The 25,130-nt window shown below is 56.5% G+C and carries 15 protein-coding genes; 2 read left to right on the top strand and 13 right to left on the bottom strand.

Features of this window, described 5'->3' with window-relative positions; translation table 11 throughout:
* Positions 1-6: 6 nt before the first annotated feature.
* The 10 genes from IPJ68_01095 to IPJ68_01050 all read right to left on the bottom strand — a co-directional run bounded on the left by IPJ68_01095 (position 7) and on the right by IPJ68_01050 (position 18,220).
* A complete protein-coding gene (locus IPJ68_01095; GenBank protein ID QQR78857.1) occupies positions 7-447 on the bottom strand; it encodes a CBS domain-containing protein in 441 nt (146 codons plus the stop codon).
* Positions 448-493: 46 nt separating this feature from the next.
* Positions 494-2,623: an ABC transporter permease gene (locus tag IPJ68_01090; protein QQR78856.1), complete on the bottom strand. Its 2,130-nt coding sequence runs from the start codon at positions 2,621-2,623 to the stop codon at positions 494-496.
* Positions 2,624-2,626: 3 nt separating this feature from the next.
* Positions 2,627-3,808: an ABC transporter ATP-binding protein gene (locus IPJ68_01085; protein QQR78855.1), complete on the bottom strand. Its 1,182-nt coding sequence runs from the start codon at positions 3,806-3,808 to the stop codon at positions 2,627-2,629.
* A 15-nt stretch (positions 3,809-3,823) separates the two neighbouring features.
* The gene (locus IPJ68_01080; GenBank protein QQR78854.1) at positions 3,824-9,961 is read right to left on the bottom strand and encodes a hypothetical protein; all 6,138 of its coding nucleotides are present in this window, start codon (positions 9,959-9,961) and stop codon (positions 3,824-3,826) included.
* 229 nt (positions 9,962-10,190) lie between these two features.
* A complete protein-coding gene (locus tag IPJ68_01075) occupies positions 10,191-11,276 on the bottom strand; it encodes a hypothetical protein (GenBank protein QQR78853.1) in 1,086 nt (361 codons plus the stop codon).
* Between the two features lie 166 nt (positions 11,277-11,442).
* Positions 11,443-14,886, bottom strand: a complete 3,444-nt coding sequence (locus IPJ68_01070; GenBank protein ID QQR78852.1) for an Ig-like domain-containing protein — start codon at positions 14,884-14,886, stop codon at positions 11,443-11,445.
* A 177-nt stretch (positions 14,887-15,063) separates the two neighbouring features.
* Complete coding sequence (gene ychF / locus IPJ68_01065) at positions 15,064-16,116, bottom strand: redox-regulated ATPase YchF (protein ID QQR78851.1); 1,053 nt, start codon at positions 16,114-16,116, stop codon at positions 15,064-15,066.
* Positions 16,117-16,119: 3 nt separating this feature from the next.
* Entirely contained in the window at positions 16,120-16,374 is a 255-nt protein-coding gene (locus tag IPJ68_01060) for a GIY-YIG nuclease family protein (GenBank protein QQR78850.1), read from the bottom strand.
* A gap of 191 nt (positions 16,375-16,565) precedes the next feature.
* A complete protein-coding gene (locus IPJ68_01055; GenBank protein ID QQR78849.1) occupies positions 16,566-17,678 on the bottom strand; it encodes a hypothetical protein in 1,113 nt (370 codons plus the stop codon).
* Between the two features lie 143 nt (positions 17,679-17,821).
* On the bottom strand, positions 17,822-18,220 hold the full coding sequence (locus IPJ68_01050) for a hypothetical protein (protein QQR78848.1): 399 nt from the start codon (positions 18,218-18,220) through the stop codon (positions 17,822-17,824).
* A 344-nt stretch (positions 18,221-18,564) separates the two neighbouring features.
* Here IPJ68_01050 and IPJ68_01045 point away from each other — a divergent pair, with 344 nt between their 5' ends.
* Complete coding sequence (locus IPJ68_01045) at positions 18,565-19,899, top strand: phosphomannomutase/phosphoglucomutase (protein QQR78847.1); 1,335 nt, start codon at positions 18,565-18,567, stop codon at positions 19,897-19,899.
* A 156-nt stretch (positions 19,900-20,055) separates the two neighbouring features.
* Positions 20,056-20,700, top strand: a complete 645-nt coding sequence (locus IPJ68_01040) for a hypothetical protein (protein QQR78846.1) — start codon at positions 20,056-20,058, stop codon at positions 20,698-20,700.
* 302 nt (positions 20,701-21,002) lie between these two features.
* Here the strand turns inward: IPJ68_01040 and trpS are convergent, their stop codons facing one another.
* From trpS to IPJ68_01025, 3 genes are all read right to left on the bottom strand, one after another.
* Positions 21,003-22,235: a tryptophan--tRNA ligase gene (trpS, locus tag IPJ68_01035; GenBank protein QQR78845.1), complete on the bottom strand. Its 1,233-nt coding sequence runs from the start codon at positions 22,233-22,235 to the stop codon at positions 21,003-21,005.
* A 96-nt stretch (positions 22,236-22,331) separates the two neighbouring features.
* Positions 22,332-22,832 carry an AP2 domain-containing protein gene (locus tag IPJ68_01030; protein QQR79233.1) on the bottom strand — a complete coding sequence of 167 codons (501 nt, stop codon included), beginning with the start codon at positions 22,830-22,832 and terminating at the stop codon, positions 22,332-22,334.
* 261 nt (positions 22,833-23,093) lie between these two features.
* Positions 23,094-25,118: a ribonuclease J gene (locus IPJ68_01025; GenBank protein QQR78844.1), complete on the bottom strand. Its 2,025-nt coding sequence runs from the start codon at positions 25,116-25,118 to the stop codon at positions 23,094-23,096.
* Between the last annotated feature and the right edge of the window lie 12 nt (positions 25,119-25,130).

Genomic DNA, 25,130 nt, shown 5'->3' with positions numbered 1-25,130 from the left:
AATGACTTAATTGGCCGCGAGCAATGACTTCAGTACATCGTGAGCAGTGACGATCCCGACAAGCGTATTGGTATCATTTACCACGGGCAATGTATTGAAATTCTTCTCGACCAAGATAGCACCAGCCTCTTCGACAGTAGCCGTCGGGGCGATCGTGATGCAGGGACTCGCCATAATATCGCTCACCAACACAGCCGACAGATTGGCGCCATCCGGAGCTGCCTTCTTCTTGGTCAGACGATTGACCAGGTATGCGGCCATCGTCACCGGACCGGAATGCTGGTAGAAGAAGTCCCCTTCAGCCACGATGCCTTGCAGTTCAAACAGTTCGTTCACGATAGGCACAGCATGAATCTGGTGTTGTACGATCAGGTCCGCCACGGCTTGTGCGGAACTGTCCGACTTCACGGAGATGATGTCCGTGGTCATAATTTCTTTGACGAGCATAGGATATTATTATCGAGCTTACTGATTTATTGTAACATCACCCCGTCTATTCATACCGGAGAGCGTTCAGAGCAGAGATACTTGTCGCGCGCCGAGCCGGATAGATACCCGTCACAATGCCGACAATCAACGAGAAGACCAGAATCGCAATAACGAAAGAAGGTGGGATATACGATACGTCGATTGCGCCGGCACCCTTGAAAATCGCGAGAAGCGACAGTCCCGCGCCAAGTGCCTTGCCGCCGATGAGGCCGACCAAGAGGCCAAGGATGCCACCGAAGAAGGCCATCACCATCGATTCTGTCAGGAAGAGTTCTTGGACCTCGACCGATTTCATCCCGATCGCTTTCATGAGACCGACTTCGCGAGTACGCTCGAGGAGGGATACCGTGAGGGTATTGAACATGCCCAAGGCCGCCACACCGAGTGCGACCATGCCGAGGAGGCCGAGAATGATCCGGGCACTCGCAAAAAACGAATTGATCTGCGTCACTGTGTCCGCGACCGAGTTCGTCACAAATCCCATGCTCTCGACCTGCTTGCGCACATCTGCCAGGACCTCTTGGCTCCGCGCCGTCACCTTGGCCTGGGAGTAGTATTCGATTCCAAGGCCTCGGAGATCGATGAACGGAACATAGAATATCGGGGTCTTGTCTTCAGGAATCACACCGACAATCGTATAGTCTTCAGGAACCGACTCCACCTTCTTCTGTGAGTCGGCGAGGAGGCTGCCGGTCACGACGAAACTCGTATTGAATGTTTTACCGACTGCTTCACCTTCGGGAATCGAGAGGACGCGGAGCATCGCACGACTCACCACTGCCTCGCGCTTCGCACTTGTCGCCAAAGCGACCCGTTCGGTGTTGTCTGTTACGGTCGCTTCGCCTTCGCCGTCCACTTCCACCCAGCCATCGCCGGATTCCCGGATATTGAAGGTTGGGTTCTGTGCCTCGGCCGAAGCGAGTGTGCTCTTTTCTTCCGCGTTGAGCACGCGCAGGGTTAGCCAGTCATCTGTCACCGCGAGATACGCCTGCCGGACGATCGGCGTCTCACTCTCATCGCGCATCAAGAGGTATTTCCCGCCGATGCAATCAGCTTCAGCGGTCGAACAGGCCGTCTCCTCAAACAGCGAGAAATTCCCGCGCACCCATTTCCCGACCGGCTGATTATCGGCATCGAAACCAGCCTTTCCGAACGTGTCGTTCGCAGTATAAGAACCGCCCCAGACGATGTCTCCCATCACTTCCGTCTCCTCAATCTTCCCGTATCCGAGGAAAGCTGAATCCGCATTCGGTTCTGCCCGGAGCCGAACCCACTTCAAGCCAGTCGTTGAAAATGCGACTTTCTCGACGATCTCACCTTGCCGCTTCGGTTTCTCTCGGACGGCCGCCTCTGCCTCGGCACCCGAAGGCAGCACGATCTCGTGGCTCTCAAAAAACTCTCCTTGGACTGGGCGGAGGGCCGATTGTGCGAGGTATTGTGTCGTGACACCATACACCGCCATGTCCGACACCGAGTTCTGATAATTCACCCTCCCGACGACAGAGATGAGCGGATCAACCGAGGCAATATTTGGGATCTGCGTGAAATCAGCGATTGTCCGATCCTGGATCTTGATCTTTCCACCCGGTTGGAGTGACACATCAGCCTGCTGCATCTCTTCGAGCTTGGCAACCTGGGAGATGACGAGACGCTGCAGTCCATAGCCGATCGAAACGAGAAAGACAATCGATCCGATGCCGATCGCCATGCCGCCAATCGTCACAGCCGTTCGAGTCTTCTTTCCTTTCATGTTACGAATCGCGATCTCGATGAGACTAATCTTGTCGATACTCTCGCCGTTCGCGGTGTGGAATATCCGGAACAGCCGCTCCGCATAGCGCGAAAACAGAATCTCTGAGGGCGTGCCGGACCCGGTGCCGTCCCCCCGGCTGTGCCGCTCCCGCCACAACACGCGCCAGTACCAGATATGGAAAGAAATCTTAGCAAGGATATAGGTGAGGATGAGCAGGATGAAGACGAAGATCCGAATGAAGCTGTGCCGGAAGAACCAGGCGATAGAGCGGACCCAGCCGACTATACCCCAGTGCTTCGGTATTTTCTTTCCCGTCGGCACCGCGCTGTCCGAAGGCAGACTGGGCGAGGACGGGATGGTTGTCTTTTTCCTGAACCACATAGGCTATTTTTTCTCAAGCGAACTGAAATCCGCCTTCTTGTATGTCAGTTTGGATTCGAGTGTCGTTTTCTCTTTGTCCCGGTAGATACCTTCGATCCGGCCATCCTTCATATTCAGGGCTGTCTTGGAGTACTGGATGTACTCGAGGTCATGCGTCACCATGATGATGGTCTTGCCCATATGATTCAAGTCATTGAGGAGGTACATCAGGTTCTGTCCGGCCTCGTAGTCGAGGTTTCCCGTCGGTTCATCCGCGACCAGCACTTCCGGATCAGTGATGATCGCTCGGGCGACTGCGACGCGCTGCTGCTGTCCGCCGGACAATTCCATCGGATGGTAGTGCGCCCAATTCTCCATCTTCATCACCTTGAGAGTATCATAGGCTTTCTCCAAGCTTTTCGTCTTGTCTTCGCCCAAGAGCATCATCGGGAACGCGACATTTTCGAGGACGGTGAGTGATTTCACCCAGTTCGACTGCTGATACACCATACCGATATGGTACTTGCGAAATTGCGCCCGGTCATCCTCCGAGCGACCCGCGTACATGTCTTCATTGAGGAAGGTGATCGTACCTTTCGTCGGTGGCTCGAGTCCGAGGAGGATATGCAGCAGTGTTGACTTGCCGCAACCTGAAGCACCGAAGAGCACCATGAAATCCCCGCGAGTCACAGAGAAGGTCACACCCTTCAAAACGAGCACCATTTGCGTCCCGATATCGAAAGCCTTGAAGACATCTGTGGCACGGATAATCTCATCTCCCGTCTGCGGCGTAGGTGCGGCAGGTGCAGCAGGCAGACTGAAAGCGGACGGTCGAGGAGACGGGTTCGACGCCGGCGTTGACACCGGTGCAGGCTGTGGCGAAGCGGCAGGTGCGGTCACGGACGGCACACTCCGACGCACTGACGGCTCAGCAGTCGCCTTCGTACCGGCCGAGAGGGAAACACTAGCTTCCGGCAGCGCCGTCTGACGCACTGCTCGTTTGGGAGCTTTCTTGGCCGGTGCTGGGGCCAAATTCGGCACTTCCGGCAAACTCACACGACGGACAGTCCGCCGACGAACAGTCGTCACCGTCTTCTTCTCGGGCACGACGGCGGGATCCCGTTCCGGTTTCACCGCGGACCCTGCCACTCGACGAACCGGCCGCTTCCGCGATACGCCTGTCTTGGTTGGTTTTTGTGTCGGCATGGTTGTAGTCCGGGGTTATTGACCGAGAATCGATCGAAGGCTCGTGATCACGAGATCGAGCGCGTTCGCCGTGGCCTTAGGAGTGATGGCGACCGTATCGATCGAATTACCGACGTTCCCGGCCTTGTCCCGAGTGATGACGCGCAAGTGATAGACTTTCGACGGCGAGAGGCCGGAAATAACCACCGTATGGTTCGTAACCGGATTCCCATCCTCCTGCGTCTTCTGCGCATAGCTCGTGCCGGTCCCTTCCCCGTATTCAACCTGAGAAGTCGACTGTTCGTCCGTCGTCCACGAAACAACGATCTGCGCTTCAGCTTGTTCGTCCGTGTTATCACCCGTTTGTGTCGAGACCGTCCCCTCGATATTGACATCGATGACCTGCGGCGGACGCGTGTCGGTCGCGGTCGTGAAGCGCTGCGGATCAGACTCTGCCTCATTGCCCGCCTTGTCACGGCCCCGAACAACGAGCACATAGGGTGTCTGCGGGATGAGATTCCGCACGATGACTTTGTGTTCTCCTTTCTGCAACTTCACGTTCACTTCATCGCGGCTTTCCTCGGGCTTGCCCTCTGGATAATAGGTCACAATCGACGAGGTCTCGGTATTGGTTGCCCAAGAGACGAGCATCACGGTCTGGGCCGATCCGCGCACCTGCTGGATACGGACATTCGAGATCTTCGGACGAGGCAGCGTCTCGAACGAGAGGATACTCCCGTCGTACTCTTCGTCCTCACTATCGAGCGTGTTAACTTTGTAGTAATACTTGGTCCCGTCGAGCAAATTATCGAGTGTCACATTGTAAGTCGTCTTCGTCGTGGAAGTTGCAATCTCCTTCACGCTTCCGAATGATGCGGTCGTCCCGTAATAGATCTTCACCGAGTTCGCGTCCTCGGCAGTGAACTCCAACACGACGTTGGAGAGGCCGATTGACTTGGCCTGCGGATCGGTGACCGTCGGCGCAGGCAGGGTCTCGAAAGAGGTCTCCGTCGAGACGCCGGTATTCCCATCCTCATCCGTCCACTTCGCCTTGAAGTAGTACCGCGTACCGGGCGAAAGGTTCGAGAGCTTGATCTCATGTTCGGTCAGCTGATCGGAATTGCTCGGCTCTTCACTGAAATACGACCGGGCGCTCTTGCCGTACTGCACTTTGCTGTCCGATGCGCGATCCGTGCTCCAGCCGATGGTCGCGGAGCGCGTCGTGATGAGTGAAACCTTCGGTTCTGCAGAAAGCTCCGCCGCCGTAGTGAAACGGCCGGACGGTAAGAGCTCAACCGCCGTGCTGAAGGTGCCGCAGTTGTGGACATTGTCGCAGGCCCGGATCTTGTAATAGTACGTCTGCTGCAGAAGTCCCGTATCAACAAACGCGATACCGGTCGTCGAGGCAACATCAGCATACGTCGTCCCATCGGTCGACCGGAAGATCTCGTAATCCTGAACTGATGAAGCACCCGTCGACGGTGGCTCCCATGAGAGCGCGATCTTCCACGAGCTCGTGCTCTTTACCGAGACATCCGCGATCTCGACATTGAGCGGGATGCCCGGAGCGCTCGTATTCGCCGTGAATGAAACGCTGCCATAGGCGCCATAATTGATTGCGCCGCCGACGACATCAGCATTTTTGGCGACGACATAGAACGTGTTCGTCCCAACCTGCGTCGCAAACGCAGCCGCCGAGAGAGACGTCGCCCCTGCCGACGTGAAGCTGCAGGTGATCTCTGATGGGAGCGTATTCACCGTATAGCAGTAGGTGAGATCATTCGCATCGCCAGAGTAACTCGACGGTGCATCCCAAGAGAACGCAAATGAGTTGAGGCTGTTTGATGCGGGCGACACGTCGACATTCTGCGGTGCGGTCGGTCCTGTTCCGGCATAATAGAACGCCACCTGGACATTCACGCTCGAGACATTACCGGCGTAGTCGATGGTACGCAGGTGGAAGAGATTTTCGCCGGTCTGATAGGCGGCACCGGGGAGATTTAGGCTCGTCGCCGTGATAGTCGTAGACCAGCTCCCAGGAGCGGCCGTAGCGCCGACTTGGTACTGATATCCCGCGACGCCCGAGGCAGGATCACTCGCCGTATTCGTCCAGAAAAAAGTAAAGTCATTGGTCGAAGAGTAACCGGTTGGAGCGACTGTTACACCGGTCGGGTTCTGTGGCCCGGTTGTATCGAGCCGATAGATGAACGCAGCGTAAATCGGGCTGACGTTTTGTGCATTGTCCCGCGCCCGGATGCGGAGATAGTACGTCGTGCCACTGGTCAGGCCCGAGGGCGTAAAGGTGCTCGCTGGCTGAAACGTCCCGGCGGTCTGCGGATCGGCCGTATTGTCGGTACCGAAATACACATAGTAGCCACCGATGCCGGACCCGGCATCACTCGCCCCTGTCCAGCTGAAATACGGCGCCGTGTACGTGTACCAAGTATTCGTCGTCAGGTTCACGGCCCCGCCGAATTGATCGAGTGCCGTGAGTGCATTCGGTTCGACCGGCACCACGAGGTCCGAGGTGGATTCCAGGATCACTTCATTCAACGTCACGCGCTGATTCCCATCGCCCAAGAAGACCGCCTGCCAGAGGAAACCGTCTTCAGTGACTGGAAAAGTCGATATATTCGTATTGACGGTCGTTTCGTCATTGGCCTGAGTGAATCCAGAAGAAGCGACCCAAGCCGCACCGTCCCAGTATTTCCAAGTGGTCCCGCCATCATCCGACAGCCGATACGTGATTGTCCCCCCATTCGCCGTTTCTGTTGTTGAAAAAGTATCCCAAGACTGCGTACCGACTAGACGGACAGCAGCGGACGGCTGGACGGCAACGCGCGTGTTCGTGTATGGTGTCGTATTGAATGAGCTGCGGGCAATATTACTGATCCGCACCTCGTCGATCATGCCGTTAAATCCAGCGGCGATTCTCTCAGCCCCACTATTTCCCGACAAAGAACCAAGGAGCAGTGGGTGCACCGTATCAAGCATCGTCGCACTGGTCGATATCGAAGTATCCAGAACGCCATCGATATAGAGCTCGATCGAACTGCCGTCATAGGCTACCGCGAGATGATGCCAGTTCGTGTCTTGACTCGTCGTCGTCGATTCAAGCCGGATGTTATCCCCATACGCCCATATCGTCGCATCACTATTGGCGGTAAAGCCGGTCCCCGCATACAATTTCCCCTTGTAGACCTGCAGCGCATTGATACGTTCTACGATGTTCGTCCAACCCGAATTTGATCCGTCGCCGCCGATACGGGACCAGGTCGTAGTATCGAATTTCCAAACCTCCCCCTCTCCGGCAGCGCTATCACCGAGTGCCACGATCAGATCACCGTTATAACTGACGATCCCTTTCACGCGTTCGTAGAGAGCGTCTGACCAAGCTCCGTTCAATCCATCTCCCGCCACCGGTGCTCCACCCCAATTCGTCCCGTTCCATTTCCAGAGTTCGGCATCACCCGTACTCGCACCAAGTCCTGCGTAGAGTTCGCCTCGGTACCAAGACAAGGCTGACACCTCCTCATAATTCGTAGTCCAACCAGAATTGATACTGTCTCCACCGATCTTTGTCCAACCGACTGTTTGGGTACATGTCGCTCCTGTATCACAAGTCCACACTTCAGCATCATTTGCACTCGTCCCCAATCCGATATATAGGTTCGTGCCACGTGCGGTCATACTCCACACTGCTTCGAATGTAGTATTGTTCCAGCTCTGTCCGCCGGCGCCGGTGGCATCGCCACCCCGAAACGTCCAACCAGCCGTGGTCGTACACGTCGCCGCCAAGTCACAGGTCCACATTTCGCCATCGCCTGCCGCTGTTCCCTGGAGACCCGCGTAAAGTACCGAACCGACAACCATCATCGCCGGCACCGATCGTTTCGTCCCTGCCGCCCAGCTCTGTCCGCCGGTTCCAGTCCCGTCGCCGCCGATCTTGATCCAGGTAGTGCCGTTCCAGCTCCAGACTTCCGCATCGCCGTTCGTGCCGCCGCCAAGCCCCACGATGAGCGTGCCATTATAGCCCGTCATCGATGTGATCGAGCGATACGTCACGGTCGTCAGCGTCGGATGCCCGTAGGTCCAGGAGCTGTTGATGCCTTGGCCACCGATCATCGTCCAGTTTGTTCCATCATACTCCCAGACCAGCGCATTACCGTTCGCGGTCGCAGCACCGGTATCGTACCCCGTCCCGGCATAGAGCTTGCCACCGATTGTGGTCATACTCTCAACGCTGTTGAGATTGAATGTCCCCCAGCTCTTGTTCAGATAATTGCCCGCCACTCGGGTCCAGCCAGCGGTATTGGTGCAGGTCGCACCCGTATCACAGGTCCAGACCTCGGCACCGGATGTGCCCGCACCCGAACTCGCCCCGACAAACAGGTTGGTACCGATAAGGGAAAGGCTGGATGCGTACAGGAATGATGCACCGGACGTATTGCCCCAGGATTGGCCGCTGATGCCTGTGCCGTCGCCGCCGAGTTTGCTCCAGACCGGAGTCGTCGCACAATTGGCACAGCTCCAGACTTCAGCATCGGCTGCTGTGTCACCAAGTCCAGCATAGACCGTCGTTCCACTCGCCAGAAGTGACCAAACACGCTCATAGGTGCTCGCTGCCCAGCCTGAATTCAAGCCATCACCGCCGACCTGTGTCCAGCCGGATGTCGTCGTACAGGTACCGCCGAGATCGCAGCGCCAGACATCAGCTTCTCCAGCACTAAAGCCCGTGCCAACATAAATGACCGTCCCACTCGAGGTTATTGAACGAACCTCTTCAATCGTATTCGTCCAAGACTGCCCTCCAGAACCACTCGCGTCTCCTCCGCGTTTCGTCCAACCACTCGTCACGGTGCACGAAGAAGTGGCACAGGTCCAAAGTTCACCGTCGTTTCCTGTCGTTCCAAGTCCGACCGCAAGTATCGTTCCATTGACAATAGCAAGTTCCGTAACGTCTTCGTAGCCAGCCGGCCATGATTGGCCACCTGCACCCGTCCCATCACCACCAATCTTCGCCCAAGTTGGACTACTATCACAATTCGTACACCGCCAGACCTCAGCATCATTGGCTGTGGTTCCAAGTCCCGCATAAATCGTTGTTCCGTCCGCCACCATCGAAGTTACACGCTCATATGGACCCGGGGCGGCGATGAGCCAACTCGAGTTGACCGTATCGCCACCGACCTTCGTCCAGTTCGTACCGTCATAACGCCAGACTTCCGCTTCGCCCGAGCTATTACCGATACCGGTATAGATATTTGTTCCATCGGTTACGATTGATGAAGCGTCTTCGTACAAACCGTCGGCCCAGCTCGAATTGATTCCATCACCGCCGATTTTCGACCAGACCGGACTCGTCGCGCACGCCGTACACTTCCAGACTTCCGCATCACCCGTCACGGTCGTCCCGGTCGTCGCACTGCCGAGTGCGACATAGATATCGCTCCCGACGACCACCTGCTTCCAGACAAAGTTCTTACTGTTCGCATCCCAGCTTTTATTGATCTCGGCATTGATCGACACGCCGTTGGTATTGAGCATATCCGGGCCAGCGACCTGAGCCCAATCATTGGCCGACGATGGCGCCATCTCAAATACCGCTTTTCCGGTCTCATGATCGTAATACAATCGGTACGGCCCTTTATCGAGCACTCCCTGGCGGTTACGATTCGAAGTCGAACTGAATGCCGAATCAAATTTCGTCCACGCCTCAACGGTGAAATTGCCGGTAAGCGAAAGCGAGCTGGAATCGGCCGCCGTGAAAAGCGAGGTTGAACCATTGAACCCGAGTGCATTGTTCAGACTGCCCGCCGCATACGTCCCGTTGGCGACTGTCCCAGTATTGTTGTTCCCTGAACTATCAGCGGCATTGCCGCTCGACTCATCGAGATGATACAGCGCAGCGGTATTGCCATCCGTAGCGTAGTTCCGCACCTTCAGCCGTCCGGTCGAGGATGCAACCTCTACCAAACCAGCATCCGACGGAGTATAGTCACCGCTGACGGTGAAATTCCAGGTGTCGGTTGTGTCAGCCGCCAAGATCTTTGGGATGACACCCGAGAGCGTCAAGTAGAACCCAGCCAATGCCCCGAGCCCGAGAAAGAACACACTGACAGCATTGAACTGCCACTTGGCGATGACAATCTGCTTCCGCCAGAGGGCAGCCATGTATGATCGTATTTTGTTTGTTTTTTTTCGGGATCGGGCCATGACCAAAGTACACGCTAACACAACACTTCCGGGCGCTGTTACCACCGGATATCTGCTTTCATTTTATCACGCGGACGGGCGAAAAACCACACTAAAAAATAAATCCACCTGTCTTTCTAAGCGCCTATCCCGATAGGCTCTCAGTCAGGTGGATGAGGTGGTTCGAAGCTCCGGCGTAAACAGGCAGTTATTGTTCGACTTCCCGCCAGTTGATATTGCGGCACTGGTCCTTCTCGCTGGCACTACAGGCTGTCGTCTCGGTCCACGGGAAACAGGCCGCATTGGTATTGGTCCGAGACTTAGTCTCGGTGGCGCAATTGCAGACGCCATACGCCCCGGTGGTGGGCACGCAGGCGATATTGACCTGGACGCTGTCGGAGTTTATCCCGCCGGGACCGGTACAGGTCAAGATGTGACTAGTAGTAACGTTGGCGGGTAGTGATTCAGCGCCAGAAGTAGCCTTGGCACCGGACCAACCATCGCCCGAGGTGGCAGTACAACTGGTCGCATTGGCCGAAGTCCAAGAGAAGTTGCGCATAGCACCACTGACCAGACTGAGGGGGCCGTTCGAGCCATTCACTTTCAGATCGACCACTGGGGGGACCGGACCCGTGGCCGCGACACAGTCCGCCCCATCCCACACGTTTGGTGCTGTACAGGCACAGTAGCCAAGACATGAATCCGTCGAATAGTCGTACCCCAACCCCTGGCACCACGCATCGTCGTACGGTCCGCCGGGAGGATCAGTGCAGATGGGCGGCGTATCGGTGAACGTCATCGCCCCACCCGGGCCACTATCACAAGAGACAATGAGATGTGTCCCCGTCCCTGACACGTACCACTGGTCGGTATTGCACGTTGCAGATCCCGAGACAGTCCCCCCAGTCACAAATAAGGATCCTGCGTAGTTAAAGGAATTCCCCGTATAGAAATCGATTTGATTCGAGTTAGTGGAGATTCGGAAATTGTCCGTCGGCATCGCGACCGAACCATATACCTGCATCGCGCCCGAGAGGGCAATCGTCCCGACATAATTCCCAACATTGTGCGTGAAGAAATTGAGACCGTTGCCCACGCCATCCACCCGGAAGTTGTCCGTCGGCATGACCAAAGGCCCCCCAGACAGAGTCGAGGCAAACGCCGTATCGACGATAGCGACACTACTCCACAGGATGAGGCCAACCGCGATCAGGCTAGTTTTCAAGGACAGAGTTTTCATCATCATTGGGCTCACGCCTTTGAGTACATTGTCATCATGGTTCAAGATTGCCACGGTCGCTGACTCCCTCGCAATGACAAACTGTGTGGCGAATCTATACAGGCATAGTTCCCAGTGCTTGGTCCGATACAGACTTGGGCCAGTCATCAGCGTGGTCGGGCCCAGCCACTGAGTGAGGCAGCACTGCGGAATGCCGCTTCACTCTGGTTGCGACTTAAACTTACTGTTGGACTTCCTTCCAATTGAAGTCACACAATCGGGTGCCATTTGAACAAGAGATCGTGCCGCTACAGTTGTCACTCGTCGTGAAGGATTCGCCCGGACAGTACGTATCCGTCACCGATGATGGGAGCGTCGTGCAGATGTACGCAGTACAGCCGACCACCGTAACCGTGACTGATCCGGCTGGCGCACCATTATCGGTCGCTGAGATCGTCGAGCCACCGCCAGCTACCGCAGTGACGAGCCCGCCGCTATTGACCGTGGCAACACTTCCGCTACTGCTACTCCAGCCCGTCGTCCCGCTGGATGTGATATCCGTCGCTCCTGTTGTATCGACGCAGGTGACAGGAGTACCATTGGCGCGACGCCAGAGGCGGAGTTGAACTGTCGTCGTGGAAGTAGTATTGAGTGCTAGAGAGCCCGATGGACAGATCGCATAGGTCGCTGCTGGGGCCGCACTCACCGTGACCGTGGCCGAGCCCGCCGGACTCGCACTATCCGTCACACTGACGTCCGCCGAGGATCCACCCTGGTTACCTCGAACGAGCCCTTTGGTCCCACCATCATTCACTGTAATGATCGGAGTCCCGAATGGTACTTCCCTCCAGAGTGTCGTCGCAGCGCTCGTGATGTCACTCGCTCCTGCGAGGTTGCTACAGTTTATCGCAGTCGTCGGATGCCTCCAGAGTTGGAACTGCTGGGTCGTTCCGACCGTCAACGTCGAGCCATTGGGGCAGATCACATACCGTGGCGCTGCTGCGGCATTCACGGTGATCGGAGCCGAGGCCACGACACCACGCCCGGCAACTGTCACTGAGACCGTCGTCGCGCCGCCGCTGACAGCCGTCACCCGCCCCTTGGGCGCTACAGTGGTGACCGTCGCAACCGCCGGGAGACTGCTCGACCACGACGCATTCGCATCGGCTGTCAGATTGCTCGCACCGGCTGGGCTGGTCGGATTGGTACAGTCAATGGGTGCTCCATCCAATCGGCGCCAGTAGTTGAGCTGGAGCACTGGATCCCCGACATTGAGCGTCGCACTCGCCGGACAGATGGCATCGGAGTAAATCATCACATTCACGGTTTTCCTCGTCGCCATCGTCCCGGAACTATTCCGACAGTCGAGGTCGAAACGGGTCATTGCATTGACGGTGAGTGTCGCCGACCCCGTGATTGGCTTGCCGGCCGTCCCAGTCGAACTCCACCCTGGCAGATTTGTCGATGAGTACCCAGTACAGCTCCCGCCAGCCGCATTGGTCACATTCCAATTGAGGGTGACCGTGCCTCCACCACTCGGGAGATAGAGTGCCGATGCACCAGACACAGCTGGTGGCCCAGCATAACTCCCGGTAAAGGTCGTCACCGGGTTCGGAATCGCCGATGTCCGAAACATATAACAAGCCGCGCTCGTACCGCCACCCGATCCGACACAACTCCATGAAAAGGTCGGCGCGAATGCTCCAGTTGGCGGATAGACCTCAAGGGTACCCGATGTCACCGATGACGGTGCGCCACTACTACAGAGGAGCAGCGGAGCCGGCGGACTCGGCAATGTCAAGTTGGGAGTCACCTGGGCTGAATTGATGCTACATGCACCATTCACGATACCCACTGGCGGTACAGCACAGATCGTGCCATTCCACACCCGCGGGGGCGTACAAGCGCAGTTACCCGGGAGACAGGTATCGGTCGATACATCATAGCCCCGAGCCTGACACCAGGCATTGTCATACCCATTCGGGAGGGGCTGAGGTGGCGTATACGGCCCGACGCCATTCACACACACCGGCGGTGCTGTATCAGTAAAGGTGATCGTTCCACCAGGGCCACTGCATGCTATACTCCATCGATTGCTCGAGCCAGTCGTCGACCAGGCATCCGTATTACAGCTGATAGATCCAGAGACCGTCCCGCCCGACACCACGAGTGCGCCAGCAAAGCTACTGGAGTTTCCGGTATAGAAATTGATCCGGTTCCCACTCCCGATGATCGAGAAGTTGTCCGTTGGCATCGCGACAGAGCCATTGACCCGCATCGGGCCCGAGATCGTAATCTGCCCATTATAAATGCCGGAGTTGCCAGTATAGAACATGAGAGCCGTCCCCGTTCCATTCACCTGGAAATTGTCCGTCGGCATACCGGTACCACCAGAGAGTGTCGACGCCTTGGCCATGTCCGCCGATAGGAGTCCGCCGAGTGCGATCATGAGAGCGAGGACGAGCGCCGAACCGCGCGGCAGTGACGACTGACGTTGTCGCGAGACGAGATACCAAGTGAGAGCGATGAGGCCGAGCACGCCGACGATGAGCGCGGCCAGTGCCATCCCCGTCGGAAATCCTGATCCCGAGTCTGGAGTCGTCAGAGTAGCTGTCGCTTCATCCAGAGTCGTCCCGTCTGAGGCAGCGACCGTGAGGGCTACTTTCGGATTGACACAGCGCTCCTGGACCGGGATCGCCAGGGTCTCGATACCACTCCCCAAAGACTGGGTCACAGGTGCGGCGCAGGCTGATCCTGACTCATCGGTCAGAGTCGCGGTCACCGTCGCGTGTTCCCGGTCCGACAAAGTCGCGAGGATCGTGGCCGTCACCGTCGCTGTCTCACCTGGAGTATAGGCGTCACGGTCGAGCGTGACCTGCGTGATATGAGCGCTGTCACCCGCGACTTGCACCACAAAGTCCGTGACAGGCGAGAGTCGCGTAGATGGATTACCGAGATACACCCGGCCTTCGTACCGGCCAGCTGCTGTGAGTGGCGGGAAAGCGAGCGTGACGGATGTGTCCTTTCCTGGTTCGAGGTTTACATCCGTGGTCACCACTGGTCGATCCGCGGTCTCCTCACCCCAGAGCGACAAGTCACCCGATAAGAGCATCGTCTGGTCCGCTTCAGCCGTGCTCCGGAGCGTACAGGTGATGAGCGAAGGCAACCCTGCTGCGACGGTGATGCCCGACTTTCCGTCCATCAACTGACAATTCCCAAAGGTCACTGGAATCGGAGTGCCTGTGAACGATGCTGTCCCGACGAGCGTACCAGCCAAGGGGAACCCCGCCGCCGACTTGACCGTCAGGTGGAGTTCCTGCTGGCCATCAGCATACACCGGAGCCGTATAGCTGAAACGCTCACGCACGACTCCATGCGGAGCGATCCGGAGCGTCTTGTACTCGGTCACGTCGGTCGCGCCCTGCGAGCCAGCGTCACCGGTCGCCACGACTTCGAGCCGATAGCGGAGGTCCACCGCCGCACTCGATCGATTTTCGAGCTCAAAACCGATCTCGACGGTATCGTTTTCCAGGATATCAAAAGCGGTCACGGTGACCTCGGTATCGGCCATCTTTGCATCCGTGATTTCCGTGGCCGCGACCTCGGCAGCGGGTTCGGCCGCTATCACCCCCGTCAATGGAAGCGCGAGGACAAACGCTACTCCCAGGAAAAATTTCGCCAGCATACTATTTTTGTTTATTTTTTCTTTGTTTACGCTCCCTCACGACCACGGCGTGAGAAAAGCGGTTTGATGAATATGGAAAATGCGACAACTCACAAACAATAACTAGGAGGCTATGCCGCCGCAGTCAGCTACTTGCAAAAAGTATACCACGGATGTCGCCAGAGAAAAAACATCCTGTCAAATCTTGAAAATGATCACGTCACCGTCCGCCACGATATACTCCTTGCCTTCGAGCCGGACCTGGCCCTGTTCCCGGGCTGCCGCATAGCTCCCCGCTTCGAGGAGCTTCTCCCAGTGGATGACTTCGGCGCGGATGAAACGCTCCTCGAAGTCACCGTGTATCGCCGCCCCCGCCTGGGGTGCCGTCGAACCCTGAGGTATCGTCCAGGCCCGCGTCTCCACCTCACCCGTCGTGAAGTACGTCATCAGCCCGAGCAAGGCATACGCCCGCCGGATCAGGTCGGGTAGGTGCGAGACGAGCCCCATTTCGGCTGCCTCCGCATGAGAGAGCTCGATCAGCTCTTCTTCGATCTTGATATCAAGCAACACGTGCGGTTTTTCTTCGAGCACAGCCGGGAGCACGGCCTCGATATCCGAGACATTATACGCATAGAGAAACGGCTTGGCAGTGAGGAGCTGCAGGCCCCGAGCGATGGCGATTTCAGCCTCATCGGTCAGCGTCGCCACTAAGTCGTGTGTGAGACGGCCCGCCGCGAGCTCGGCTTCGAGACGTTCTAGGAGCGCGAGCTCGGCGATCGCCTCTTTACTCCCGGTCCTGGTTTCCTTGACCGTCTTCAGTTTCCGCTTCGTCACGGTCTCCAGATCGGCCAGCATGAGCTCGGTATTGATGACTTCGATATCGCTCACTGGATCGATCTGATTGTGCACATGGATGATGTCGTCGTTCTGGAAGACACGCACGACCTCGACGATCGCATCCACCTCGCGGATATTCGCCAGGAACTTGTTGCCGAGCCCCTCCCCCTCCGACGCGCCTTTTACCAAGCCTGCGATATCGACGAACTCGATGACGGCCGGCACGATTTTCTTCGTCTGGGAAAACGCCGCGAGCTTGCCGAGCCGCTCGTCCGGCACCTCCACGATACCGACATTGGGCTCGATCGTGCAGAACGGATAATTGTTGATATCCACACTCTTCCGCGTGAGCGCCTTGAACAAAGTCGATTTGCCTACATTTGGTAATCCAACAATTCCGACTTTGAGTGACATAATTTACCCTGTGAAATACGATTTGAGCCTATTCCTCAAAAACATCTTTCCTTTATAGCTTTTTAGATACTTTTCTCTATGTGTAGCGTCCTGCTGATTCAGACATGCCTCGTAATAAACAAGCTTCAGCGGTCGACGATCTTTCGTAGATGGAACCAGTCCTTTGCTGTGGTGCTCAAATCGTAGTTGCAAATCCTTCGTATACCCCGTATACATTTTCCCATCTTTTTCACTGAGCAGTATATAGGTATAGAACATATAGTCCGGATTTGCAATATTTCACAGGGCAGGAATCAAAAGGCAAATATCAAAATAGAAAACGAAAAGGAGTCTCCATTCTTCCAGGAAAGTCCGCTTTGGTCAAAAAAAAAAAACGGGACTAGCTCTCCACGTCCTCTCGGTTGAGAGTATATGGAGAAACTAGTCCCTTGCTGCCGCGATTGAAGTGGTTACTTCCTTGCGCCGGCCGCTTCCCTCACGCCGACGCCAGCGGGTGCCGTCGGTGCCATCATCCGGGCATGGTACGCATCGAAGTCACTCATGCTCATGACCGCCGAAGCGCCATGTGCCTGCGGCTTCGCCAGGAGGACGTAGGTACTGCCGATCCGGGTAGACGGTGTCGTGGTGCCACTATTCACGCCACCCGAAAGGCCGAGAGCCGAGGTAACAGCACCAGCCAACCCGACACCCGAAGCGCCGACACCGAAACCCCGGCCATCCGACTCGACGCCGAGCGCGCCGCCGATAGCCGATTCCGGGGAGACGATGTAGATCCGCTCGAATCCACTCATGGCCAGAGCGAATGCCTCGGCGTCATTGTCGGTGGTATTGATGTCCACCGTTCCGTTCTTGCCCTGAATGGTAAGCACCGCGAGACAGACAGCTGGTGTATTCGGCCCGGGGAGTCCGAACGACACCATCGGTGCGGTGGTATCGGTCGCGAACCGTTTGTCGAAGTCCGCGTAATACGTCGCGCGGATCGTCGTGTCGCCCGAACTACCCTTGACCACCTCGGACGAACCACGATGCGTGCGCGTTGCGACCTGATTGCAGGTCTGCCTCGCCCAGCGCGAGAGAGCGATCCCGGCGATCGTAGGAGGGTTGGTGGCGCCGTTCGAGATGAACAGTTGCGCCTGCCCAGGTGTGGCACTCGGGATGCCCGCCGACTGCAGCGGGATTTTTGAGGCCTCAAACGTCATAGCCGTCGTCGACGACGGCTTGAAGTCGACAGTGACGCCGGCGCTGGCGTCCCCCGTCTTCAGGTCGACGCCCGTGATGGACGCTCCGGCCGAGCCACCGCTAGCGCTGACCGGTGCGGTCAGCGGACTGCCGATTATCAAGCTCGCCTGGGAGTTGCTCGCCGCGCTGCCGATGCCAGTCCCCGTGCCCACTCCGCCCAGCCCGCCTTGGCCGCCTTGGCCGCCTTGGGCGGCGGCGTTTGATGCGGAGCTCGAGACCCCGGTGCCGGTTGCGGCCAACTGCGCGTGCGCCGCCATGGGCAGCGCAAACGTGGTGAGCGCAGCAATCGACGCCGCGATGATGCTACTTTTGCGGTTCTTCATTTTTACTACTCCTATGTTGTTTGTTTCAAAAAAAGGTAGTGAAAAGGGCCCGGGGAATAACTTCTTCCTCGAACCCTTTTGTCTTGCTTGTTGCCCGGACCGGGACGATGTGTTGTCCCGGCACCGGTACTGCTTGCCGACCTTTACCAGCGAAACTGGGCGTTCCCGCCGGTGGCCGAATTGCTATTGGTGTTGCCCGACCCGGGGCCTTCGACCGTTACCGAGCTGGACGTCCTGGACGACGCACTCGTGAAGGCTCCGCCACGGTTGATCTGCGCGATCGATGCTGCTTGGCTGGTGCCGAACAAATCTACCCCCCTGCCGAAGCCGCTTCCGTCGATCGAGCCCGATACGTTCACGCCCGTCTGGCCGATCCACGAGTTGGTGCCGGCGGCACCCTGGAACTGGCCGGAGAACCCGACACTGCCGCTACCATTGGCGAAACCGCCAATGTAGCCGTTCAGCCCGGACTCGGCCGCCTGGGCGATACCGCCGAAGCCGATGGCGATGACCAACGCGGCGACCTTCATTTGCTTTTTCATGCTCTTTCCTTTCAGGTTGTGATACAAAAAAAACAACCCCTAGCAAAGGTGGGCCGGCACTGAAGTGCGGTCCCGTTTCTTGTCAAAGGGCTGTGCAAACTGCCGAAGCAGGCTTTTATCCCACTTCGGGAGTCGGCCTCGCAACAAACTGGCAGTTCGAGACATCCTAGCACATCCAGAAAATCTGTCAAGGGCCGATGCCCCGCCCACGTCGGGTCAGAACAAATCGGTCCGGATGCACACTATTTCGACCGTACTGGCTTACTTAGCTAGGACACACTGCCCTTTTCCTCTCGCGACCGCATGATATACTGCAAGCAATAATTTTCATCGATTTTTTCGCTATGAATCCTGGCATCTTCAAAGCGTACGATATCCGCGGTGTGTACGGGCCTGACATCGATGATGAAACCGCCTACCGTATCGGCCGCGCGCTCATCGTGCATTTCCAAGCAACGAAAATCGCCGTCGGCCGCGACGTCCGTGCTTCCTCCCCTGCCCTCTTTGAAGCCTTCACTCGGGGCGTCATGGACCAGGGTGGGGACGTCGTCGACCTCGGTGTCGTCACGACACCCATGGTGCACTTCGCGGCGGGCCGGCTCGATGTCGACCTGGCCGTCGCTATCACCGCCTCGCACAATCCCCCAGAATACAATGGCATCAAGGTTGATTTGAAAGGCGCCATCCCGGTCGGTGAGAAAACCGGTCTCTCCGACATCCGTGACCTGGTCCTTGCCAACAATTTTCCCGAAAGCACGACCCGCGGCACGCTGACCGAAGAAGACATTCGTCCTGCCTACTATGCGTTCTTTGCGTCCTTTGGCAAACTTGGCGACCGGCGCTTCACGCTCGCCATCGATACAGCCAATGCGATGGGCATCGTCGAGCTCCCCATCTATGACGCCTTCAAAGACAACCTCACCATCTACAACCTGTACAACGACCTGTCCCAGCCTTTTTCGGCCCATGAAGCCAACCCGCTCAAAACCGAAACCCTCGACGAGCTGTGCGCGCTGGTGAAGGAAAAAGGCGCCGATATGGGGATCGCCTACGACGGCGATGCCGACCGCATCGGCTTCGTGGATGAGCACGGTGTCGTCATCCCGATGGACCTGATCACGGGGCTCGTGGCGCAGATCGTCCTGGAGAAAAACCCCGGCGCGACCATCCTGTACGACCTGCGTTCATCACGCGCCGTGAAAGAAGCCATCGAGTCCAAGGGCGGCCGGGCCATCGAATGTCGTGTCGGTCATGCGTTCATCAAACGCCAGATGCGTGATGATGGTGCCATCTTTGCGGGCGAACTCTCGGGCCACTACTACTTTGTCGAAAACTCTTATGCCGAGGCCTCGACCCTCGTCGCCATCCACCTCTTGAACCTGATGGCTGAGACGGGTCGGACGCTTTCCGAGCTTGTGGGCGAGCTCCGCCGGTACGTCCACTCGGGCGAGATCAATAGTGAGGTCGAGGACAAAGACGCCGTCCTCATGCGACTCCGAGAAAAGTACGCTGATGGTAAACAGCATGACCTCGACGGACTGAAAATCGAATACCCCGACTGGTGGTTCAATGTCCGCCCGTCCAACACCGAGCCCTTACTTCGGCTCACGATGGAAGCCGACACCGAGGCACATATGATCGAAAAGCGCGATGAGCTCCTCGCAATCATCCGGGGGTAACTTGCCAGATTTTTCGGAGGCGAGTATACTGGTTCACAATGAGCCACACGAAAAACAAGCGAATACTTGAGACCACCGTGGTCTGACCACCCCGAAAGGCGTGGTTTTTTTCTGGCTCAGCGGTTCATTATCAACTCATTCGAAAGGATCTCAGCCGTGCAGAAAATATCACGCATCATCGGCCAATGGTGCCGCGCCCACTTCCCCGCGTATCGGTTCGCTCTGGATTTCTACATCACTGCTCTCAACACCTTCGAAGGTGGTCCGCCGGGAATGTTCGGCCGAGACGATGCCTCCAGGGTGACCGAGACACTTCTCCACCAAGGAGAGCTGCAGATGAAGAAAAAGCGCAGGTGGGATTGCCTGAACATCGCTCATGGACTGACGCGCGGCTATGCCATGATGGCCCGGTTCTGGTGGTTTGAGGCGACCAGCCAACAAGCACAGGCGAAGCGTCATCTCAAAGAGAAGCAAGCCCTGGTTCGACGCCTCCTCGATCACAACATCCCCATCCCCCTCGATGGGGTGTGCGACGGCGCTCTCGTCAAAGACTATCCCCTAGCCGGGCTCCCCACACTCCAAGGACTCATGGCGTACATCGAGAAACACCGTCGAGTCCCGGCCAGTGGCATATCTCCGATGACCGTCACGCCGACACCTATGACCGAAGAAGTCTCTGAGTTCAACCAAGAAAAGCTCAGCGAGATGCAAGCCCTCTTCCAACATGCCCGTTATGAGTCAGGATTCGAGGAACTCGGCCTGGGTGAGTGGCTCAGAAAATACGTCACGTTTCCTGCGTAGAAGCGTAGAATACGGCTCTCGTGGCACAAACTTCACGCCCCACAACGGGAAAACCCGCCTCCAGAATTGGAGAGCGGGTTCTTTGTTGCGAGATGTTCTCATGGCGGCAGGCTCCCAGGCATCACCCTTGCCAGGGCTTGGGAGAAGGCGAGCTGGCCATCCCACCGTCGTAGGATCTCGCACCCCTGCCACAAAAGAACACCTCGTCCTCACAAATAACCATATATTATGAAGATACCGCTGTTCTTTTCTGCTGTCAAGAATCCGACGACGAGAAACCTGCTATATTATCTGACTCGGTGCTAGTACGGAATAAAACCGACTCGCTCGTGCACCTGACGCATCTTCGCTACCGCCAATGCTTTGGCTTTCTCACGACCCGCTGCCAGTATTTCCAGCACAGCCTCGTCCGAGATCGCCGCGAGCCGAGCCTGAAACGGTACAAGAAAATCTACGATCACTTCGGCCAGGCCCGCCTTGAAATCACCGTAGCCACGGCCGACATACATCGCTTCAACCTCGTCGACTTTCTTTCCCGACAGCAACGTATAGATATTGATGAGGTTTTTGAGGGCCGGCTTGTCGTCGCGGTAGACGATTTCGCTACCCGAGTCCGTCACGGCTTTCTTAATTTTCTTCCGGATCGTATCGGCATCATCACTGAGTGCGATAGAGTTGTATTCGCTCGCAGCTGATTTCGACATCTTTTTCGTCGGGTCATCGAACCCCATGATACGGGCGCCCTCGCGCTGGATGAGCGGTTCGGGCACCACGAAGGTCTCGCCAAAGCGTGAATTAAACCGCTGCGCCAGATCGCGGGTCAATTCCACATGCTGCTTTTGATCCTCTCCGACCGGTACCACTGCCGCGTCATAGAGCAAGATATCCGCCGCCATAAGCACGGGGTAGTCAAAGAGACCGACGCCAATAGAGTTAAACGGTTCTTTAACCATGCCCTGAAATCCTTCCTTAAAAGCATTGAAGGTATTCATCGCGCCATCCTTATAAATTTCCTTAGACAAGAGCAGGACCTGATCCATGATATCCAAGTCTTTATCTCCCTCAGAATTGCTTCTTTTGCTTAATGTAGACTTATGAGAAGCCAGCGATTTCTTATAATTTTCAGCTCCTTCTTCAAGCGCTTCTCTGTCCTTGAAAAGAGTATCAAAAAATTCTTGAAACCTATCTAGATCAACTCCAGACTTACTTTTAAACTGAGTCATCCGCATCAGATCACCATTCTGTGTAATCGTATTCAGTACCCACGCGAGCTGCGCATGACCCGAAATCTGTGATTGGATGAAGAGGGTCGACTTCTTCGGGTCGATGCCGGCGGCCAGATAGATCTTGGCGATCTCGATCGTCTTCTTCCTTAGTTCCGAGGGATCCTGCGGCACGGTGATGGCATGCATATCCACCACGCAGAAAATCGCCTCGTATTCGTCCTGCAACGCGAGCCACTGTTTGATGGCCCCCAGGTAATTGCCGAGATGCAGATTGCCGGAAGGCTGAATGCCCGAAAAAAGTCTTTGCATAGCCAAAAAGAGTTAGAATGGATACATTGTAGCACAGAAAAAAATCGGCCGCAGAGATAAATACCTCCACGGCCTGACTCGAACTCGATCGACCCTTCACTTCTGACGCAGTCGAGCACGGCGAACGCGTTCACGGTGCGGGTCGAAATCCCCTTCGAGGGCCTTCAGACCTTCCTCGCGTGCTCTGATGGCCAACGCACGCGCCTGTTCCTCTCCGAACTTCTGAACCGAGAACTTCACCCGCTTCCGCCGCCCATCCGGCAGTGGCCAGGCCGCGACCCAATTCCAGCGCTGTTTCTCGGGTGGCAGGGTCTTCGTCTCAAAAGCCACCACACGACAGACACCGACGATACCAGATTGATTGCTGCGCTTCTTGAGATTGGCATGCTCCTGCTTCGAGAACAGCGGATACTCCGCGATGATCGCATCCCGGAAGGCTTTGGCGACAGTAAGCGCTTTCTTCTTCCCGCCTTGTTTCTTGTCACTGAAAAGCATTCGATAGATCTCCCCTCGTCGTTGAATCGTGACAAGCCACCCATGCGTCCGATTCGAATCATTGTCCATGCGAGAGATACCGTGCATCGACTTCTTGCCCATTTGCTGCTCCTTTTCGTTGCGATGCCCTATAGACATCGATTGCGGAATGCCGAGTGAGATACCCGGCGGAACTTTCTTCTGTTAAAGACCAAAAACCGATGGCCGACTGATACCACCGACTTACTGGTATAGCAAGAGATGGCGAGAATGGCAACCCTCCCCCTTGTCCCGAGGAGCTATCACTGCCTCTGGATATCAAAAAAGCAGCCTTTTCACGGGCCGCTTTCTCTTGATTCAAGATTCCGGATTCTTGATTCTCGTTTACACTTCGACCACTACTGGCAAGACCATCGGTCGGCGTTCCGTCTTCTGGAAGAGGAACTGACCGATCTGTTCGCGGATCTGATTGCGGACCAATTCCCAATCGAGCGAGGTGTCCTTCGAGGTATTCTTCTTGATGATATCCTGGACCTTGCGTTTCGCTTCGTTCACCAGGTCGAAGTTCTCCTTCACATGGATGAAGCCGCGTGAGGTGATCTGGATATTGCCGAGCACCTTCTTGGACCGACTGTCGATGACGACCGTCACCGCGAGCATCCCGTCTTGGGCCAGCATCTGGCGATCACGGAGAACGACGTGGCCGATGTCCCCGACACCGAGTCCGTCGACGAAGACATAGCTCGCATCGGCTTTCTCCTTGCGGATACTCGGCATACCGTCGCCTGATTTCGGGACTTCGAGCACGCCGCCATTGTCGAGGACGAAGACATTTTTCTCCGGGTAACCGAGACGGAAGGCGATCCGGGCGGCTTCCTTGAGAAAGTAGTGATTCGCATAGACAGGCAAGACATAGGTGGCCTTCACCTGACGGAGGATCTCTTCGATCTCCCAGATAGTGCCGTGGCCACCGATATGGATCTCCATGATGTCCGAATGGACCACGTTGTCACACTTGCGGTAGAGATTGTCCTTCAGTCGCTGGATGGAGCGTTCATTGCCCGGGATAACGGACGATGAGAAAACGATGGTGTCGGATTTCTCCAGTTTGATGAAACGATGATTGTCCGTGACGATCCGCGAGAGCGCCGCGTTCTGTTCACCCTGCGCGCCCGTACAGATGACGACGATCTGATTGTTCGGCACTTTGTGGATATCTGCGACGGGCACCAACGTTTCCTTCTTCACCTTCAAGTAGCCGAGTTCTTGAGCGACTTCGATATTCACCTTCATACTGTAGCCTTCGAGCGCGACCCGCTTGCCCTGCCGTTCGGCATACTCGATAAGGTAGGCGACCCGGCGAATCTGCGAAGCAAACGTGCCGATGATAATTCGCCCCGGTGCGCTCTTGATGAGGTTCTGGAGATTAGTGTGGACTTCCGTCTCTGATGGCGGCAGACCCTTTTTCAGAGCACCGAGACTCTCCAGCATAAGGAAGGTCGGCTGCGGCAATTCCTCGAGATGATTGTAATTGACTTCGGGCGCCGCCGAATCCATCGGATCGTTCGTGATCGTCCAATCCCCCATGTGGATGATCGAGCCATTCGGTGTGACGATGGCGATACCCATCGCGTCCATGATCGAGTGCTCGACTTCAAAGAAGCGGATCTCGAAAATGCCGAGCTTGATCCGATCGGTGAGCGATTTCACTCGGATCGCTTTGAGTTTCTTGGCCGAGCCCTTCTCTTCGTCTTCACACTTGCGCTGGATGAGGGCGAGAGTGAAGTCACGGCCGATGATAGTCGGGTAATTGAGCTGTTTCAGAAGGATCGGCGCGGCACCGATGTGATCGAGGTGGCCGTGAGTGAAGAGCACTCCACGGATATTCTTTTCCTTACCACGGAGGTAGGAGACGTTCGGTACGATATAGTCGATACCCGGCATGTCTTCCTCGGGGAATTGCAAACCCATGTCGATGATGATGATATCTTCACCGTATTCGAATACCGTCATGTTGCGACCGACTTCTTCTTGGCCGCCAATCGGGATGATGCGGAGTTTGCCAGCTTCGATCGCTGGGACATCTGGCGCACCGGTCTTCCGGGCGTTCACATTGCGCACGATCGGCTGGGTGCCGAAACCGCGTTTGCCGCCATGCTTGCCTCCGCCACCTTGCGGACGGCCTTTGCCACCTTCGCGCGGATTAGCCCGTTTGGGCTCAGCCGATGTACCCGGTACCGAGGTGGAACCGGTCCGTTCAGGACGCGGTCCCGCCGGGCGAGTAAATCGCTTCTGCGACTGCTTTGGCCGGCGCGGATTCTGGCGCTGGGCGACGATGCCCTCATACGCGCCGATCGGTGCCGGACTACTGGACAAACCCAATGGCTTGTCATGATGCTTCTCTTGCATAGTGCATGAGTG

This window comes from Candidatus Moraniibacteriota bacterium (genome assembly GCA_016699425.1).
Classification (GTDB): domain Bacteria; phylum Patescibacteriota; class Minisyncoccia; order Moranbacterales; family UBA1568; genus SSEF01.
This window is presented reverse-complemented; position numbering and strand designations above follow the sequence as displayed.

Bases quoted from the DNA above. Each gene is read 5' to 3' on its own strand.
- IPJ68_01095 (QQR78857.1), bottom strand. From the start codon at position 447: ATGCTCGTCAAAGAAATTATGACCACGGACATCATCTCCGTGAAGTCG.
- IPJ68_01090 (QQR78856.1), bottom strand. From the start codon at position 2,623: ATGTGGTTCAGGAAAAAGACAACCATCCCGTCCTCGCCCAGTCTGCCT.
- IPJ68_01085 (QQR78855.1), bottom strand. From the start codon at position 3,808: ATGCCGACACAAAAACCAACCAAGACAGGCGTATCGCGGAAGCGGCCG.
- IPJ68_01080 (QQR78854.1), bottom strand. From the start codon at position 9,961: ATGGCTGCCCTCTGGCGGAAGCAGATTGTCATCGCCAAGTGGCAGTTC.
- IPJ68_01070 (QQR78852.1), bottom strand. From the start codon at position 14,886: ATGCTGGCGAAATTTTTCCTGGGAGTAGCGTTTGTCCTCGCGCTTCCA.
- ychF (QQR78851.1), bottom strand. From the start codon at position 16,116: ATGTCACTCAAAGTCGGAATTGTTGGATTACCAAATGTAGGCAAATCG.
- IPJ68_01060 (QQR78850.1), bottom strand. From the start codon at position 16,374: ATGTTCTATACCTATATACTGCTCAGTGAAAAAGATGGGAAAATGTAT.
- IPJ68_01055 (QQR78849.1), bottom strand. From the start codon at position 17,678: ATGAAGAACCGCAAAAGTAGCATCATCGCGGCGTCGATTGCTGCGCTC.
- IPJ68_01050 (QQR78848.1), bottom strand. From the start codon at position 18,220: ATGAAAAAGCAAATGAAGGTCGCCGCGTTGGTCATCGCCATCGGCTTC.
- IPJ68_01045 (QQR78847.1), top strand. From the start codon at position 18,565: ATGAATCCTGGCATCTTCAAAGCGTACGATATCCGCGGTGTGTACGGG.
- trpS (QQR78845.1), bottom strand. From the start codon at position 22,235: ATGCAAAGACTTTTTTCGGGCATTCAGCCTTCCGGCAATCTGCATCTC.
- IPJ68_01030 (QQR79233.1), bottom strand. From the start codon at position 22,832: ATGGGCAAGAAGTCGATGCACGGTATCTCTCGCATGGACAATGATTCG.
- IPJ68_01025 (QQR78844.1), bottom strand. From the start codon at position 25,118: ATGCAAGAGAAGCATCATGACAAGCCATTGGGTTTGTCCAGTAGTCCG.